At 59.2% G+C, this 14,188-nt stretch carries 16 protein-coding genes; 11 read left to right on the forward strand and 5 right to left on the reverse strand.

Features of this window, described 5'->3' with window-relative positions; genetic code table 11:
• Positions 1-410 precede the first annotated feature (410 nt).
• Positions 411-1,886 (forward strand): gamma-glutamyltransferase, encoded by a 1,476-nt coding sequence (locus G442_RS0105400; protein ID WP_026397163.1) that lies wholly within the window; start codon positions 411-413, stop codon positions 1,884-1,886.
• A gap of 68 nt (positions 1,887-1,954) precedes the next feature.
• Here the strand turns inward: G442_RS0105400 and fliP are convergent, their stop codons facing one another.
• Together fliP and G442_RS21005 are read right to left on the reverse strand one after the other, a co-directional pair.
• Positions 1,955-2,674 carry a flagellar type III secretion system pore protein FliP gene (gene fliP / locus G442_RS0105405; protein WP_146882386.1) on the reverse strand — a complete coding sequence of 240 codons (720 nt, stop codon included), beginning with the start codon at positions 2,672-2,674 and terminating at the stop codon, positions 1,955-1,957.
• 71 nt (positions 2,675-2,745) lie between these two features.
• On the reverse strand, positions 2,746-3,015 hold the full coding sequence (locus tag G442_RS21005) for a hypothetical protein (protein WP_246789344.1): 270 nt from the start codon (positions 3,013-3,015) through the stop codon (positions 2,746-2,748).
• A 189-nt stretch (positions 3,016-3,204) separates the two neighbouring features.
• Between G442_RS21005 and G442_RS0105415 the strand changes: the two genes are divergently transcribed.
• From G442_RS0105415 to cls, 10 genes are all read left to right on the forward strand, one after another.
• Positions 3,205-3,600, forward strand: coding sequence for a flagellar basal body rod protein FlgB (locus tag G442_RS0105415; RefSeq protein ID WP_026397165.1), 396 nt, complete (start codon positions 3,205-3,207; stop codon positions 3,598-3,600).
• 11 nt (positions 3,601-3,611) lie between these two features.
• Entirely contained in the window at positions 3,612-4,019 is a 408-nt protein-coding gene (gene flgC / locus G442_RS0105420) for a flagellar basal body rod protein FlgC (RefSeq protein WP_026397166.1), read from the forward strand.
• Entirely contained in the window at positions 4,016-4,351 is a 336-nt protein-coding gene (locus tag G442_RS0105425) for a flagellar hook-basal body complex protein FliE (protein WP_026397167.1), read from the forward strand. The genes flgC and G442_RS0105425 overlap by 4 nt, the downstream gene beginning before the upstream one ends.
• A 35-nt stretch (positions 4,352-4,386) precedes the next feature.
• Positions 4,387-4,659 carry a flagellar biosynthetic protein FliQ gene (locus G442_RS0105430; RefSeq protein WP_026397168.1) on the forward strand — a complete coding sequence of 91 codons (273 nt, stop codon included), beginning with the start codon at positions 4,387-4,389 and terminating at the stop codon, positions 4,657-4,659.
• Complete coding sequence (locus tag G442_RS0105435) at positions 4,656-5,453, forward strand: flagellar biosynthetic protein FliR (protein WP_026397169.1); 798 nt, start codon at positions 4,656-4,658, stop codon at positions 5,451-5,453. The genes G442_RS0105430 and G442_RS0105435 overlap by 4 nt, the downstream gene beginning before the upstream one ends.
• A 63-nt stretch (positions 5,454-5,516) precedes the next feature.
• Entirely contained in the window at positions 5,517-6,602 is a 1,086-nt protein-coding gene (locus G442_RS0105440; RefSeq protein ID WP_026397170.1) for an EscU/YscU/HrcU family type III secretion system export apparatus switch protein, read from the forward strand.
• 470 nt (positions 6,603-7,072) lie between these two features.
• Positions 7,073-8,350, forward strand: a complete 1,278-nt coding sequence (locus G442_RS21010; protein WP_051291966.1) for a TIGR03862 family flavoprotein — start codon at positions 7,073-7,075, stop codon at positions 8,348-8,350.
• Complete coding sequence (locus tag G442_RS0105450; protein WP_026397171.1) at positions 8,347-9,825, forward strand: ATP-binding protein; 1,479 nt, start codon at positions 8,347-8,349, stop codon at positions 9,823-9,825. Before G442_RS21010 ends, G442_RS0105450 begins: the two co-directional genes overlap by 4 nt.
• A 104-nt stretch (positions 9,826-9,929) precedes the next feature.
• Positions 9,930-10,538 (forward strand): hypothetical protein, encoded by a 609-nt coding sequence (locus tag G442_RS0105455; RefSeq protein WP_026397172.1) that lies wholly within the window; start codon positions 9,930-9,932, stop codon positions 10,536-10,538.
• 109 nt (positions 10,539-10,647) lie between these two features.
• A complete protein-coding gene (gene cls / locus G442_RS0105460) occupies positions 10,648-12,093 on the forward strand; it encodes a cardiolipin synthase (protein WP_026397173.1) in 1,446 nt (481 codons plus the stop codon).
• 256 nt (positions 12,094-12,349) lie between these two features.
• Here cls and G442_RS0105465 read toward each other — a convergent pair whose 3' ends face one another.
• From G442_RS0105465 to G442_RS24925, 3 genes are all read right to left on the reverse strand, one after another.
• Complete coding sequence (locus G442_RS0105465; protein ID WP_026397174.1) at positions 12,350-13,036, reverse strand: peroxiredoxin-like family protein; 687 nt, start codon at positions 13,034-13,036, stop codon at positions 12,350-12,352.
• 289 nt (positions 13,037-13,325) lie between these two features.
• The gene (locus tag G442_RS0105475; RefSeq protein WP_026397175.1) at positions 13,326-13,961 is read right to left on the reverse strand and encodes a glutathione S-transferase family protein; all 636 of its coding nucleotides are present in this window, start codon (positions 13,959-13,961) and stop codon (positions 13,326-13,328) included.
• A gap of 14 nt (positions 13,962-13,975) precedes the next feature.
• Positions 13,976-14,179, reverse strand: a complete 204-nt coding sequence (locus G442_RS24925) for a hypothetical protein (RefSeq protein ID WP_146882379.1) — start codon at positions 14,177-14,179, stop codon at positions 13,976-13,978.
• Positions 14,180-14,188 lie beyond the last annotated feature (9 nt).

Genomic DNA, 14,188 nt, shown 5'->3' on the forward strand with positions numbered 1-14,188 from the left:
TCAAAACATGTCTATACGCACCTGCCCCGCATATGCGGGCAGGTTGGCGTAAAAGGCGTGCTGCCGCGCGAAACCGGTAGCGCGAAGCGGTTGTTCGGCACGGGTTCATGTAGGGACAGGGTTCGCCGCCACTCGCTTTGGTCGTCGTCTGTAACGCGACACCCACACGCCGCCCGGGCTCTCTGCTGCGCGCCCGTTGCCGCATGGCTGGAAGAAAGCTAATCCAAAGGGAGGTCAAGGCCGGATCGGCGTGGCGGCGCAGTTCGCGTCAACTACGATCGGCAATATCAGCGGAGCCGGTCGTCGGCGCCGACGCAAGTGTATGGAGTATTCTCTGCGTGCGTGAGCCTCCCACGAGACCCCGGTCTGCCGAGCGAGCGCGGGGGGCGACCTCTGCCTGGCGTCCCCGTATATCCGGGATCGCGGCACGGGCGGCGATCCGTAAAGCAGGGCTTTTCCTGACCGCAGCGAGCGTGCTCTCCGCATGCGGCGGCTCAGGCGGTGTGAAAAAGTCTCCTCTGTCGCTGCTGGGGCTCGGGCAGGCCGCTCGTACCGGTTATGTCGGTACGGTCGTCGCCGATGAGCCGATCGCGGCGCTCGCCGCCCATGATGTGTTGTTGAGAGGCGGGAATGCTGCTGACGCAGCGGCGGCTTTGGGGCTCGCTTTGTCCGTCACGCTTCCGTCGCGGGCTTCTTTGGGAGGGGGCGGTGCCTGTCTGGCCTGGAAGCCCGGCGACCGGGATGGCGGCAGGGCGTTCCTCTTCCTCCCTACGGGCGATGCGCCGCAGGACGCGCAGCAGGCGTCGGCGTCTCGTGCCGATCGTCCGGCGTCAGCGCCGATGTTGGCTCGTGGTCTGTATTTGATGCAGATTCGGTATGGGAGCGTCGATTTCGCCGATCTTACGCGCCCGGCGATCAGTCTGGCCCGCGCCGGTTTCGAGGTCAGCGGGCAACTCGCTGCGGATCTGTCCGTCGTGCAGGCGCCGCTTCTCGCAGACGAGGGCGCGCGAGCCGTCTTTGGACGCGTCGACGGTTCGGCCCTCAAGGCGGGCGATATCCTCCGCCAGCCGCGTCTCGCCGGATCTCTTGAGCGGATTCGCAGTGGCGGCGTGGGCGACCTCTACTCGGGCGCCCTTGGGCAGACGCTGGTTGCGGCAAGCAACGCAGCGGGCGGCGGTCTGACGATGGCCGGTCTGCGCAGCGCCCTTCCTGCTTCGGTTGCGCCGCTTACCGTAACGTCAGGCAATGTCAGCGTGTCGTTTCTGCCTCCGCCTGCTGATGGTGGTTATGGCACCGCGGTCGCATGGCTTGGACTGGCGAACGGCCAGGGGAGTTCTAGCAGGGGGCGGCAGGCTGTGGCCGCATGGCGCGCCAGCGAAGCCGGTGGTTCCGTTGGCACACAGTCCGCTCGCGCCGAGGCGTTGCTGAATTCCGGACATGCTCCAGCCAATGGTGGAACGTTGCCCAGTCTGCCTGCGTCGACGTCCTTCGCGGTGGTCGATCGTGACGGTGAATCTGTCGCATGCGCGCTCACAATGAACAACCTGTTCGGCACAGGCCGTATGGCGGGCTCGACGGGTATAGTTCTGGGCGCGTCGGCTGCGCATAAACCTGGCCCTCTATTGGCCGCAGCGATCGCGCATCGCCGAGCCGATGTATTTCTTGCCGCCTCGGCCGCCTCGGGTCAGGCTGACGCCGCCGACGCAGCGGCCGCTGCTCTGACTGGCGCTCTGGGCGGCAACGTCAAGGCGATGTCGCCGACGACCGAAGCGGGGCGCGCCAATGCCATCTCCTGTCCCGGCGGCCTGCCCGGCGAGGGCGAGCGTTGTCGCGGCTGGACCGACCCTCGTGGCGGCGGCTATGTATCTGCGAGCGACGGCTCCTGAAGCGAGATCCGTCAGGCAGAGGGGCGGTCGCGCTATTCCGTCCCTCGATAACACTATGAAGTGCGCCTTTACCCGCCGCCGAAACTGCGGACGAGGCTCCCGGCAACCAGTTGCCATCCGTCCACCATCACGAAAAAGATGAGTTTGAACGGCAATGATATGGTGGCGGGCGGCAGCATCATCATGCCAAGGCTCATCAGGACGGTGGCGACGACGAGGTCGATCACCAGAAACGGAAGATAAAGCAGAAAGCCCATCTCGAAGCCGCGACGTAGCTCGCCGATCATAAAAGACGGGACAAGTACGCGCCAGGGCGTATCGGCTGCCGTCGCTGGCGGGTGCAGGTTGGCGAGGTGGAAAAATGTGGACAAGTCCACAGGACGCGCATTCGCGAGCATGAATTTTCGAAAGGGTTCTGCCGTTGCGCGAAGCCCATCCATTTCCGTCAGACGGCCGTCCATCATCGGCGCTACGCCGTTCGTCCAGGCAAGATCTAGCGTAGGCTGCATGACGAAGAAGGTCAGGAACAGGGCGAGTCCGATTAGCACGGTGTTGGGCGGCGTTCCCTGGGCGCCGAGCGCGCTGCGCAGAAGCGACAGAACGATAACGATCCGTGTAAACGCGGTGACCATCACCATAAGGCTGGGGGCCAGCGAGAGGATCGTTATCAATGCCGAAAGCTGGATCAATCGTCCCGTAGTGCCGGGGCCGCCGCCTTGTCCGAGGTCCAGATTGATCGATTGCGCCTGCGCGGCGTGGGAATGCAGACAAAGCGCAAAGCCGATGATGACCGCGTAAGCTACGGCATCACGGAGCAAACGATTTATGGCGTTGGGCGTTCCTGGCGTCACCGGCGTTTTCACGATTCCGCCTCATCGTTCGGCGCCCATCCGACCACGAGGTCGTTTGGCCCCCCGGTGAGGATAAGAAGCCTCTTGCCGTCGCATGTTAAGACATTAAGGCGTCGCTTCGGATCGATGGCGAGAGATCCTGCCACGGCGACACCTGCGACTGCTTTCCCGTTCGGTCGCAGGCGGTCGGCAAATTTCCATCCGTGGCGGCTGAGCAGGATCATCGCGACGACCGCGACGAGCGCAAGCAGGGCGGAGGCGGCGTCGTGAAATCCCATTCGCATGTTCCGTGGCTGATGCGTATGGACGTCATGTGGACTGCAAAAGCTAACGAAGTATTTAGCGAAAGATTCAATTTAAAAATATAAACAAAAAATCCAGAATATAATGTCAATTAACGTATTTTCAGCTTTTGACGGTCATGGTCGATGCTTGGGATGAAGCGTTAAAGAAACTGGAGAACGTAGATGCTGGAGGCTTCCCGATCAGTTGCCGGCGGGGTCGATATTTTTGGCCTCGCTCAACGCCGTATGCAATGGTTGGAGGCGCGTCAGCAGGTTCTCGCAGGCAACGTCGCCAACGCCAATACGCCGGGATACGCGCCACAGGACGTCGCGCCTTTTGACGGGATAATGGGGCAGTTCGATATCCCGCTTGAAACGACCTCCCAAAAGCATATCCCTGTTGGGGCGCGTGGAAGAGTGCAGAAAGTCGCAGGCGTTGACGAGCAGTCGCCGGATGGGAATCGTGTTTCCCTGGAAACGCAAATGGAAATGGTCGCCGATACAGGAGATCAACAGCGCCTCGCGGCTAATGTTTACACAGCTTACAAGACGATGCTCGGCGCTGTTTTGGGAAAATGACGGTCTGAAAAATGGATATGACGTCAACGCTGAATATATCCGCCGCGGGAATGGATGCGCAATCGCAACGTCTCCGTGTTGTCGCGGAAAACTTAGCCAATCAGGACACTACCGGCTCTACGCCGGGAGCTGATCCCTATCGTCGAAAGACCATCACTTTTCAGAATGAGGTCGATCGACAAAGCGGCGTCCCTACAGTCAGGGTCAAAAAAATTGGTCAGGACATGTCTGATTTTGAAACCGAATATGATCCGTCGCACCCAGCGGCGGACGCACGTGGCTATGTGAAGAAGCCGAACGTCAACACGATGGTGGAAGTGATGGATGCGCATGAAGCGCAACGATCCTATGAGGCCAACCTGAATACGTTGCAGGCGACACGCTCAATGATGACTCGCGCGATTGATCTGCTCAAATGATAACTGAATCGAGCTCGGCCAACTTCCTGGCGGCGGCTGCGTATGCGCGCACTCAGGCAGGCGCCGCTACTTCGCATGATTCAGATGCGACGTTTGCCGGGGGAGGCGGAAGCGTTCAGGGATTCGGCGCTGCGTTGGAAAACGCGGTCGAAGACTTTGTCAGTTCCGGTAAGACAGCAGAGAAAAAGGCGGCTTCAGGACTGAGGGGGCAGGGTAACCTGACCGATATCGTGACGTCCGTATCTGAAGCGCAGATGGTTCTGCAGACCGCGTCGGCAGTACGTGATCGCGTCATTCAATCATATCAGGAAATCATGCGCATGACGATATAGAATTTAACTTTCTATTTATATTAAGAAGAAATTTAATGAATACGATAGATATAGCCAATATTCTACGTGAAACCCTGTTTGTGGCTGTGAAGGTCGGAGCGCCCACTCTTTTGGCGTCGCTGGCTGCGGGTTTATGCATATCCATTTTGCAGGCGGTTACACAGATCAACGAGTCCACGCTTGCATTTTTGCCGAAATTTTTAGCGTCTATGGCGGCGTTGCTGTTTTCCGGGTCTTTTATGTATGAAACGTTAATAACATACACACGGCATATTTTTGATCAGGTTATCGTCGCAGGCGGATCTTGAGTGACGACCTTACGACCCTGATCGCAGAACTGCCTGCGCAGGCGGTGATCTTCTCTGCAGTACTATCCAGGGTTGGGGCGATGGTCGTTACTATGCCAGGGCTGGAAGCAGAGACGCCAACTTCAGTGAGGGCTGCTCTGGCAGTAGTCATATCGCTTTTGATGTTTCCTGTTTTGGATAAATATTTTTCGGGGATCGGCGCGATCAATATCCTTGATCCGGGGCGAATGGTCTTACTCATCGGCGGCGAATTGCTGAACGGCGCGTTGATTGGCTGGCTGGCTCAGTTGATGGCGCTTTCGTTTCCAATTGCGGCGCAAATACTTTCAACGTTTACAGGTCTGTCGAACGTCCTTCAGCCTGATCCGGCTCTTGGGTCACAGGAGACGCCGCCAAGTCGTCTGGCCTCGATCCTGATCCCAGTCGTGCTTTTTTCGTCAAATCTCTACGTGCTGCCTCTGCGAGCGCTGGCAGGCAGCTATAATGTGTTTCCGCCAGGATATTTTCCGCTTCCTGGCGATGCTGCGAGGAGCGTTGCTGAAACAACGTCTCACTCGTTTCTTCTGGCCTTCCAGCTGGCTATGCCTTTCGTTCTGATCGGTGCGTTGTGGCCTGCCATGTTGGGGTTATTGAATCGTTTTTCTCCGTCATTGCAAATTTACTACCTTGCTATGCCCGCACAGATGCTCGGAGGAATTCTGCTGCTGGCGTTGTTCATTCGCGGCATGCTGGAGACGTGGACAACTGCGTTCTCTGCCTCCCTGAATGGTCTGCCCGGGATGGGTGTATTTTGAAGAGCGTAAAATCATATCGTGGTTCATAAGAAATGTTAATTAATAAATCTATGATTTCGGATCATGGCTGAGGGAGATTCGGGCTCGAATACCGAAGCTCCGACCGCTCAAAGGTTGGCTCGCGCCCGAGACGAAGGCAACATCGCGCAGTCGCGGGAGTTGCATCTTCTTTCCAGCCTGGGCTTTGCAACGTTGGCCCTGACCATGGCGCTCCCTGCCGGATCTCGTGATTTTGTCATCAGGATGCGTGGATTGATGGCGAATAGCTCGCAAATAGACCTCGATCCTGCGAGCGTTGCGGAGCTGTCCTGGTTGGGCGTTCGCATGATGCTGGTAGTGGGAGCGCCCATCGTCGCGGCGGCGTCTTTGGGCGGCGTCGCTACGGCGCTTCTGCAGTCCGGGTTTCTGCTCCGGATGGAAGCCCTCATCCCCGACATCGGCCGCTTAAACCCGTTATCGGGGATAAAACGAATATTCAGCGTCAATAATGCCGTCGAAGTTGCGAAGTCTGTTGTAAAGATGGGCGTATTTTCTTTTCTTTTATTTGGCGTCATTCGTGAGACTTTGTCGGCCGCCATGGTGTCATCAGGGTGGACTGTGGAATTTTTTACACGACAACTCTACGGTTTTTTTATCAGATCTATAATGACTATTCTGGCTGTCCAGGCGATCATCGTCGTTCTGGACGAAGGCTGGACCCGTTATCGGCGTGTGCAGGATCTGCGTATGAGCAGGCACGACATACGTGACGAGATGCGGCAATCCGAGGGTGACCCGCATGTGAAGGGTCGGCTCAAGCAGATACGCATGAGCCGATCGCGGAAACGTATTCGAGAGGCCGTTAAGACCGCTACTGTGGTCGTCACAAACCCGACCCATTATGCGGTCGCATTAGCTTACGATTCCGGTGTCAACACAGCGCCGCGCGTGGTCGCAAAGGGCGCGGACGAATTGGCTGCGCGCATACGTGAATTCGCTTACGAGGCGCGAGTGCCTGTCGTGTCCAATCCGCCGCTTGCGCGCAGCCTGTATACATTGCCGGAAGACGCTGAAATTCCCTACGAATATTTTCAAGCTGTGGCGGCGATCATCGCATATGTCTGGAAGCTTAAAAGACCTGCTCCGAATGCGCCTGCCCCTGTGCGGTAGTAATGGGGTGTGCTGTACTAGAGATTACGCTATCAACAGACGAAAGCGTCAATGAAAGATGACGTTTTTACGTGTTTTTGATTGTATGATCCGCACAGATTCAAAGAGGTCGGCATTGCTTACTTTGCCTGCGTTTGCGACAGTGTGACCTGCATGCTTAATCCAGTTGGACAGGATTTTATTTGCCGCAACTGAACCTGACCCGGCTTGTCGGCCAAACCAGTTTCTACAGGGAAGGGAGGGGGGGGGCTTTCCCCCCAAATCACGGCAAACCCGGTAATCCGCCAAACCAGGTGTGGGTTCTTTTTGGCTTAAAGCGACGTTCCGGCGACGAACACACAACTTCGATTGATTGAGGGCGGCGTGGCTTTCCCTGATGTGGGCGTCGGGGAGAGTTGACGCACGCGTATTGGCGCTTGAAAGGATCATTGGCAACCTGTGCGCTCGATATGGAGAGGAACGACCCGGGGATGAACGAACTGCAGAGGCCGCATGTCGTGGTTGTCGGCGGCGGTCCTGCGGGGCTGGCTGCGGCGGAGACACTCGCGGCGCGATCCTGTAAGGTGACGGTGGTAGACCGTATGCCCAGTCTTGGCCGCAAGTTTCTGATGGCTGGCCGAAGTGGCCTCAATCTTACCAATAATGAATCGCTCTCGGACTCTGACAACGGTGGATTTCTTCGCCGTTATGGCAACGCTGCATCGTGGTTGGGTTCTTCGGTCCGGGCGTTCCCGCCCGAGAAACTGGTGAACTGGGCCGGAGAACTTGGGCAGCCCTGCTACAGCGGGGGAGGTGGGCGCGTGTTCCCGAAGGCGATGAAAGCGTCGCCATTGCTTCGGGCGTGGCTGCAAAGACTTGGCGCCGCTGGCGTGTCGGTTCAAAGCGGTTCGCGCTGGATTGGGTGGAGTGAGGACGGCGCTCTCCTGTTTGAACACCGGGACGCCGTCGCATCGATGACTCCCGATGCGACCATTCTTGCTCTTGGCGGCGCCAGCTGGTCCCGGCTCGGTTCGGATGCGCGCTGGGTAGGCGCTCTGGTGGAGCGGGGCGTCGACATGACGCCGTTTCGCCCGGCAAACTGCGGCTTCGTCGCCGCGTGGTCGGATACTTTCCGCGAGCGCTTCGCCGGAACGCCACTGAAGCGTATCGCCGTATCATTTGAAGGCGTCGCCTTGCGTGGCGAGGCCGTGGTGACGGCCCGAGGGATCGAGGGCGGGGTCATTTATGCGCTGTCGGCGACGCTACGGGACGCCATCGACCGAGGCGGTTCAACTATTTTACATCTTGATTTGCGGCCGGATCTCGACGAGGCGGCGCTCGCCCGCCGCCTCGCCAGCGTGCGTCCACGCGAAAGTCTGTCCAATCGCCTGCGCAAGGCGGCTCAGCTTCCGCCCGTCGCGGCGGCGTTGCTGCGCGAGGTTGGTGAGCCGCCTAAAGACCCCGTTTCGCTCGCTCGCCTGCTGAAGGCGGTTCCCGTCAGTTTAACCGCGACAGATTCGCTCGACCGGGCGATCTCCGTAGCGGGCGGCGTGGCGGCGTCGGCGTGTGACGAGCGTTTCATGCTCACCGCCATTCCGGGCGTCTTTGTCTGCGGAGAGATGCTTGATTGGGAGGCGCCGACCGGCGGGTATCTTTTGCAGGCGTGTTTTTCCACGGGCAGGGCCGCAGGCGAAGGCGCCGCACGTTGGCTGGAGACGCGCGGACTGTTGCGCGAACAGGATTCGGGACTGTATCCCCACCCGTCATGAGCAGCGCGATCGATATGGGTGAAATTTCCGGCGGGGGGCCTGCGACGCTCGACCTTACCGAGCTTCTGGCCACGCGTCTGCTCGTGCAGGGCAATTCGGGTTCTGGAAAATCTCATCTTCTGCGCCGCTTGCTGGAGCAGACGGCGACACTGGTGCAGCAGGCGATCATCGATCCCGAAGGCGATTTCGTCAGTTTGGCCGAGGCCTACAGCCATCTGGTGATCGACGCGGCGGAGCACACGGAAGCAGCGTTGCAGGCGGCGGGCGAGCGGATGCGGGTGCACCGGGCTTCCGTAGTGTTAAATCTGGAAGGGCTCGACGCTGATCTCCAGATGAAGCGCGCAGCGGCTTTTCTGGGGGGCATGTTCGATGTGCCGCGCGCGCATTGGTACCCGGTGCTGGTGGTGGTCGACGAAGCGCAACTCTTCGCGCCGGCCGCAGCGGGAGAGGTGACGGAGGAGGCGCGTCGCGCCTCGCTCGGGGCGATGACCAATCTGATGTGCCGGGGACGCAAGCGCGGCCTTGCTGGAGTGATCGCAACGCAGCGGCTCGCCAAGCTGGCGAAGAACGTCGCGGCGGAGGCGTCCAACTTCCTGATGGGCCGTACCTTTCTTGATATCGACATGGCGCGCGCGGCGGACCTTCTTGGCATGGAACGGCGGCAGGCGGAGGCGTTCCGCGATCTTCCTCGCGGAAATTTCGTGGCGCTTGGTCCGGCCCTGACCCGACGCCCGCAGACCATTCGTGTCGGCGCAGTGCACACCGAAAGCCGTTCAGCAGGTCCGGTGCTCGCGCCGTTTTCTCCGCCGGTCGAGCCGGTTGCCGAACTGATTCTGGCGCCGCTTCCTGAGCCGGAGCAGTTCGTCCGCCCTCGCCGTGTTGCGCCGCCTCCGCCCGACCTGCTGACTCAGCTGGCGAGTCATGGAGATGCGCTGGCAGAGGCGTCGACGGACGCAGCAGCGGAGGCGCAGGAACCCGTTGATCCGGTCGAACGGCGCCGCGCGCTGGCGGCTGTGTTGCGGGAAGTTCTGGTTGAGGATGACGGGGGGTTCAGACCTCCCGCTTCCTTGTATCAGGATTTTCTCGTCCGGTGCCGTATCGCGGGCCTCGGCCGCGACGCCATGGACATGCGCGCTTTTCGTCGCGCGCTAGCCACCGCCCGCAGCGGCGTCGCCGAGGAGGCGGAAGAAACGGACGAGTGGCGTGCGGCTGAGGAAGTTGCGTTCTCCTTGCCCGACGATATGCAGGGGACGTTTCTCTTCCTTGCGCGAGCCGCCATGGATGCGGCCCCATGCCCCTCGGACGCGGATATTGCGCGGATTTACGGGACACATTCGACTGGCCGTGCGCGCCGGATGCTGGGATGGCTGGAAGAACGCAACTTCGTCGTGCTGAGGCTCGATGGCGCGGGGCGTCGTCGAGCGGCGATCATAGGTCTTGGGTGGGAGACCGCACCGGGCGATCCGGGGACTTGAGGCGGGCCAGACCGTCACTCCGGTGGATTGCCATGGAGAGATGCAGCGTGGATAAAAGGCCGCGCGCTGGTTGCGTAACCTGGCCAGAAAGAAAGAACGAAATCATGTCCTTCCCGCACCGCTTCGCTCTTGCGCTGGGCGCCGCCGTTCTCGGCGCAGCAGTCATTCCGCCCGCGTCCGCGCAGGGCGTGATCACCAGCAACATGACTGCAGTCGACACTGTGGAGACGATTGATCCCGACACCGGGACGGTGCTGCTGACGACCGCCGGTGGCGACCATGTGACGGTGAGCGTCCCGGCCGACGCTCGCAAGAAGCTGCCGCATATTGAGCCCGGCGATCAGCTTCGCCTGCATTTCTTCCAGACCGTTGACGCTGAAATTGCGCCGCCTGACTCGCCGGCGCCTGAGTCGACCGTCTCCGCGAGCAAAGGCTATGCTCGCCGACATCCTCACGGAACGATGGTCTCGTTCCGTCGCCAGCGCGTGCATGTCCTCGCCGTTGACGCGCCGCATCATACAGTGACGTTCAGCGACGGAGATCTGGCCAGCCGAACGGTCACGGTGCGCCAGAAGGCCATGCGTGATTTCCTTGCGACGTTAAAGCCTGGCGACACCGTCGACCTGACCACCATGGACTCGGTCGGGTTCGAAGTCCTCAACCGGACCGTGACGCCTGACGTCAAAGTCCAGGAAAACGCCGGACAGCACTGACCGGACCTCGGCCGTCAGGTTCCGACGGCCGTCGACCCCTCGTCTTGCTGGCGCCAGCCGCGCATTCTACGCTGCCCTGACTTGTTGAAAACGGGACGGGGTTTGGTGGATGAAATGGAGCACTTTCGGGGCGGTCGTCACCGTCGGTCTCCAAGTGTTCTTTATCATTCGCGCGTTGTTGCGCCCCCACCGCCAGCCCACGTCGCGCGTGGCATGGGTCGCCATTCTTGGCGCTTTGCCGTTGCTTGGGACGGTCGCCTACATCCTTCTCGGGGAGACATATCTCGCGCCAAAAATCGTGACGCGGATACGCGAGGCGATGCGGCGCCTGCCCGTTCCGGGGCGTCATTCCGATGAGCTGATAGACGCAGAACGCGAATTTGGGATGGAGCCACGTCTGGCTCCGCTGTTTCGGGTCGGCCAATCCATCAGTGGTTACCTGCCGCTTGCGGGCAACAGCGCCACACTAATGCGGGATTCGGATGCGGCGATCGACGCCATCGTCGCCGATATCGAGGCATCCCGAGAGCATGTACACATAAGCTTCTATATCTGGCTGGCTGACAACAACGGCATGAAGGTCGTGACGGCGCTGATCGCTGCGGCGAAGCGCGGGGTGGTTTGCCGTGTGATGGCGGACGATCTGGGATCGCGGCGTCTGATACACAACGACCATTGGAGCGCGATGGAGCGCGCCGGTGTGAGGCTCGTTCGCGCCCTGCCGTTGGGCCATGTGCTGCAAAGACCTTTTCGTGGGCGCTTTGACATGCGCAACCATCGCAAGATTGTCGTGATCGACAGCCGCGTCACATATTGCGGCAGTCAGAACTGCGCGGATGCGGCGTTCAGGGTCAAGGCGAAATATGCGCCGTGGGTCGATGTTCTGGCGCGCTTCGAGGGCCCGGTGGTGCTGCAGAACCAGCATTTGTTCGCCACGGACTGGTTCGCGCACACAGATGAGGACCTGACGACGCTTCTCAGCAACGCGGGCACCGAGGAAACCGGTGAGATTGTCGCGCAGGTAATCGGCACCAGCGCAGCCGTGCGTTACGCCGCCATGCCAGAAATGTTTGTCTCGCTGATGGACGCGGCGGCGGAGGAGTTGACGGTCACGACGCCGTATTATGTGCCCGACGAGCCGATCCAGATGGCTCTCTGCGCCGCCGCCAGACGAGGCGTAAAGACGACGCTCACGGTGCCGCTTCGTAATGATTCATGGATCGTTGCAGGGGCAAGCAGAAGTTATTATCGGGACCTTTTGGACGCGGGCGTAAAGATCTACGAATATCCACTCGGGCTTCTGCATGCCAAGCTCATGACTGTCGACGGCAAAATGACGCTGATCGGTTCCGCCAATATGGATCGTAGAAGCTTCGACCTTAACTTCGAAAATAACATTCTCCTCGCGGACAGGCCGTTCACTGCGAACATCCGAGAGCGGCAGCAAACTTACATCGACGCTTCGATCCCGGTCCGCGAGGAGGTGGTGGACAGCTGGCCCAAATACCGCGTTCTTTGGAACAACGTTCTGGCGATGATCGGGCCGGTTCTTTGATGGGACGCGGTTTAATGGGGTGTAACAGGCTTCAATTTTCAGAAAGAAATTTAGATATGAAATGAACGATGATCGTGGAGACCCTGCAGGCTTTGGTTGTTTTACCGCAACATTGAAGAGTGATGTATGTAGAAGTCCGCTATGTGGTCCGTCCGCAATGATTCATATATTGTGCAGGTCAAATAACCACGCTGCCAATTGAGGCTCCGTCACCAGCCCGAACTGGTGAAAACAGAGCCGTGAGAGGTCTGGAAATTTATGGGAGATGGATTTTTTCGGGCGCCGCGAAACGGCGCAGGGCTGGAAGCATGTCTGACGGTTCCGGGCGTCGCGTATAATCCGGATTGACTTCCGCATAGAGAATTATTCCGTCCTGTCCAATTACGTAACGGGCGGGCATCGGTAATGTCCAGCTGTTGTCGCCGTTGAAGCCTGGCAGGTCGTTTTTAAGATCTTCATATAGTGCGACCAGGTAATCCGGCAGTGCAAAACGTAATCCGAAAGCTGCGGCGACTTCGTTATGTGTGTCGGACAAGATGGGGAAGTCGAGCGCATTCTGTCGCACAGATTTGCGACTGTTAACAGGATTCTGCGGTGAAATCGCTGCAACACTTGCTCCAAGGGCGTGGAAACTCGACAAAGATTCCTGAAGGGCCTGTAACTCCATATTGCAGTAAGGACACCACACGCCACGATAAAAGCTGAGAATCAGTGGCCCGCTGGCTAACAGCGAGGCCGAGGATATCGCGCGGCCGTCCGAATCATTCAGTATAAAGGCAGGAGCCTTGTCGCCCGCCTTCAGCGCAAGGCCCGCTGCGTTCGACGCAATCAGTTCCGCCGTGGCGCGGTGCATGGTTTCGATGACAGATGGAGGAACGCTGTAAGGAGGTTTGCCAGCTTCGAAATCGGCCTTGAAAGCGTCCAGCTTCGCCTGAAGAGTCATGGGTTGTCTCCAAATCTTGTTAAAAGCAGAAGTTGTTTATCAAGCGGAATCAACGGAGAAGTTGCGCGGTCAGGCATGGCTTCTCGGGGGATTTAGCTCACGCAGCGTCCTGATATGGCGGCTGGTCGGTGTAGCCGTGGGCGCCGCCGCCATGAAAGGTTGAGCGGTTAAGCGGAAGGCCCGCGCATATGGGTCAGCGGCGCCGTCACGACACGATGGTCGAGTTCCAGAGCGCTTGCCCGGAATGGAGTAAACAATTTGCTCATGGTAAGCGCCTTTAGGTCTGTATTCAGGACTCCGGAGCGAGCGCTGTGACGCGTCGAATAGCGCGCTGAACAGCTGGGCGGGCTCCCACCTCCGTGAACCAGCGTGCGACATCGGGGGCTGCGTCCAATGTCACTCCCGCAAATTCGCGCCGCCAGAGCCATCCGAAATGAGCGATATCTGCGATGGTGAAGTTTTCTCCGGCGACAAAGCGGTTCTTTGCAAGAACTCCATTCAGGATGCCGAGTATTCTGGCGGCTTCGCTGGAGAAACGCCCGATCGCCAATGGCTGAGGCTCTGCCGCCTGGCGTTGGAAAAAACCGGCCTGCCCGAAAGCGGGGCTGAGGCCAGAGGCGTGGAAGAAAAGTTGTTCGAACGTCCGAAACCGGGCATCCCCAGATACAGGAAGGAGTTTACCGGTTTTTTCGGACAAGTAGACCAGAATGGCCGCAGACTCTGTCAGGATGAACCGATGACCCGCTGCACTGGAATCGACCAGAACGGGAACCTTGGCGTTTGGATTCAACGCAAGAAAATCGGGAGCTTTCTGCTCACCCTGGCGCACATTGACGTTGTGAAGCTCATAATCCAGCTCAAGCTCTTCAAGTGCGATCAGAACTTTGATGCTATTCGGCGTCGAAAACGCATAAACATCAAGCATTGTTGTTATCCTTTTTACTGTAATGTCGGGAGGAGGCGGCGAAGCAGCGGGATCAGAACTGCGATCGCCGCCTGAGTTGGGCTGCCGTGAAGATGGAGTGCGAAAAGCGCATTCAACACCGACGGTGCGTTCACCAACCGCTCCAGCATGTCCTGATCTCCTGCGGCGCTTCGAACCACCCGAAGCTGGTGAAGACGTAGCGGCGTCAGTCTGGACACGGCAGGCAG

This window comes from Acetobacter nitrogenifigens DSM 23921 = NBRC 105050, from assembly GCF_000429165.1.
Classification (GTDB): Bacteria; Pseudomonadota; Alphaproteobacteria; order Acetobacterales; family Acetobacteraceae; genus Acetobacter; species Acetobacter nitrogenifigens.

What these genes read in the sequence shown, in the direction of transcription:
- G442_RS0105450 (WP_026397171.1), top strand. Translation starts at nt 8,347, where the DNA reads ATGAGCAGCGCGATCGATATGGGTGAAATTTCCGGCGGGGGGCCTGCG.
- G442_RS0105430 (WP_026397168.1), top strand. Translation starts at nt 4,387, where the DNA reads ATGAATACGATAGATATAGCCAATATTCTACGTGAAACCCTGTTTGTG.
- flgC (WP_026397166.1), top strand. Translation starts at nt 3,612, where the DNA reads ATGGATATGACGTCAACGCTGAATATATCCGCCGCGGGAATGGATGCG.
- G442_RS0105455 (WP_026397172.1), top strand. Translation starts at nt 9,930, where the DNA reads ATGTCCTTCCCGCACCGCTTCGCTCTTGCGCTGGGCGCCGCCGTTCTC.
- G442_RS0105415 (WP_026397165.1), top strand. Translation starts at nt 3,205, where the DNA reads ATGCTGGAGGCTTCCCGATCAGTTGCCGGCGGGGTCGATATTTTTGGC.
- G442_RS0105440 (WP_026397170.1), top strand. Translation starts at nt 5,517, where the DNA reads ATGGCTGAGGGAGATTCGGGCTCGAATACCGAAGCTCCGACCGCTCAA.
- G442_RS0105465 (WP_026397174.1), bottom strand. Translation starts at nt 13,036, where the DNA reads ATGACTCTTCAGGCGAAGCTGGACGCTTTCAAGGCCGATTTCGAAGCT.
- G442_RS0105425 (WP_026397167.1), top strand. Translation starts at nt 4,016, where the DNA reads ATGATAACTGAATCGAGCTCGGCCAACTTCCTGGCGGCGGCTGCGTAT.
- G442_RS21005 (WP_246789344.1), bottom strand. Translation starts at nt 3,015, where the DNA reads ATGGGATTTCACGACGCCGCCTCCGCCCTGCTTGCGCTCGTCGCGGTC.
- G442_RS21010 (WP_051291966.1), top strand. Translation starts at nt 7,073, where the DNA reads ATGAACGAACTGCAGAGGCCGCATGTCGTGGTTGTCGGCGGCGGTCCT.
- cls (WP_026397173.1), top strand. Translation starts at nt 10,648, where the DNA reads ATGAAATGGAGCACTTTCGGGGCGGTCGTCACCGTCGGTCTCCAAGTG.
- G442_RS0105475 (WP_026397175.1), bottom strand. Translation starts at nt 13,961, where the DNA reads ATGCTTGATGTTTATGCGTTTTCGACGCCGAATAGCATCAAAGTTCTG.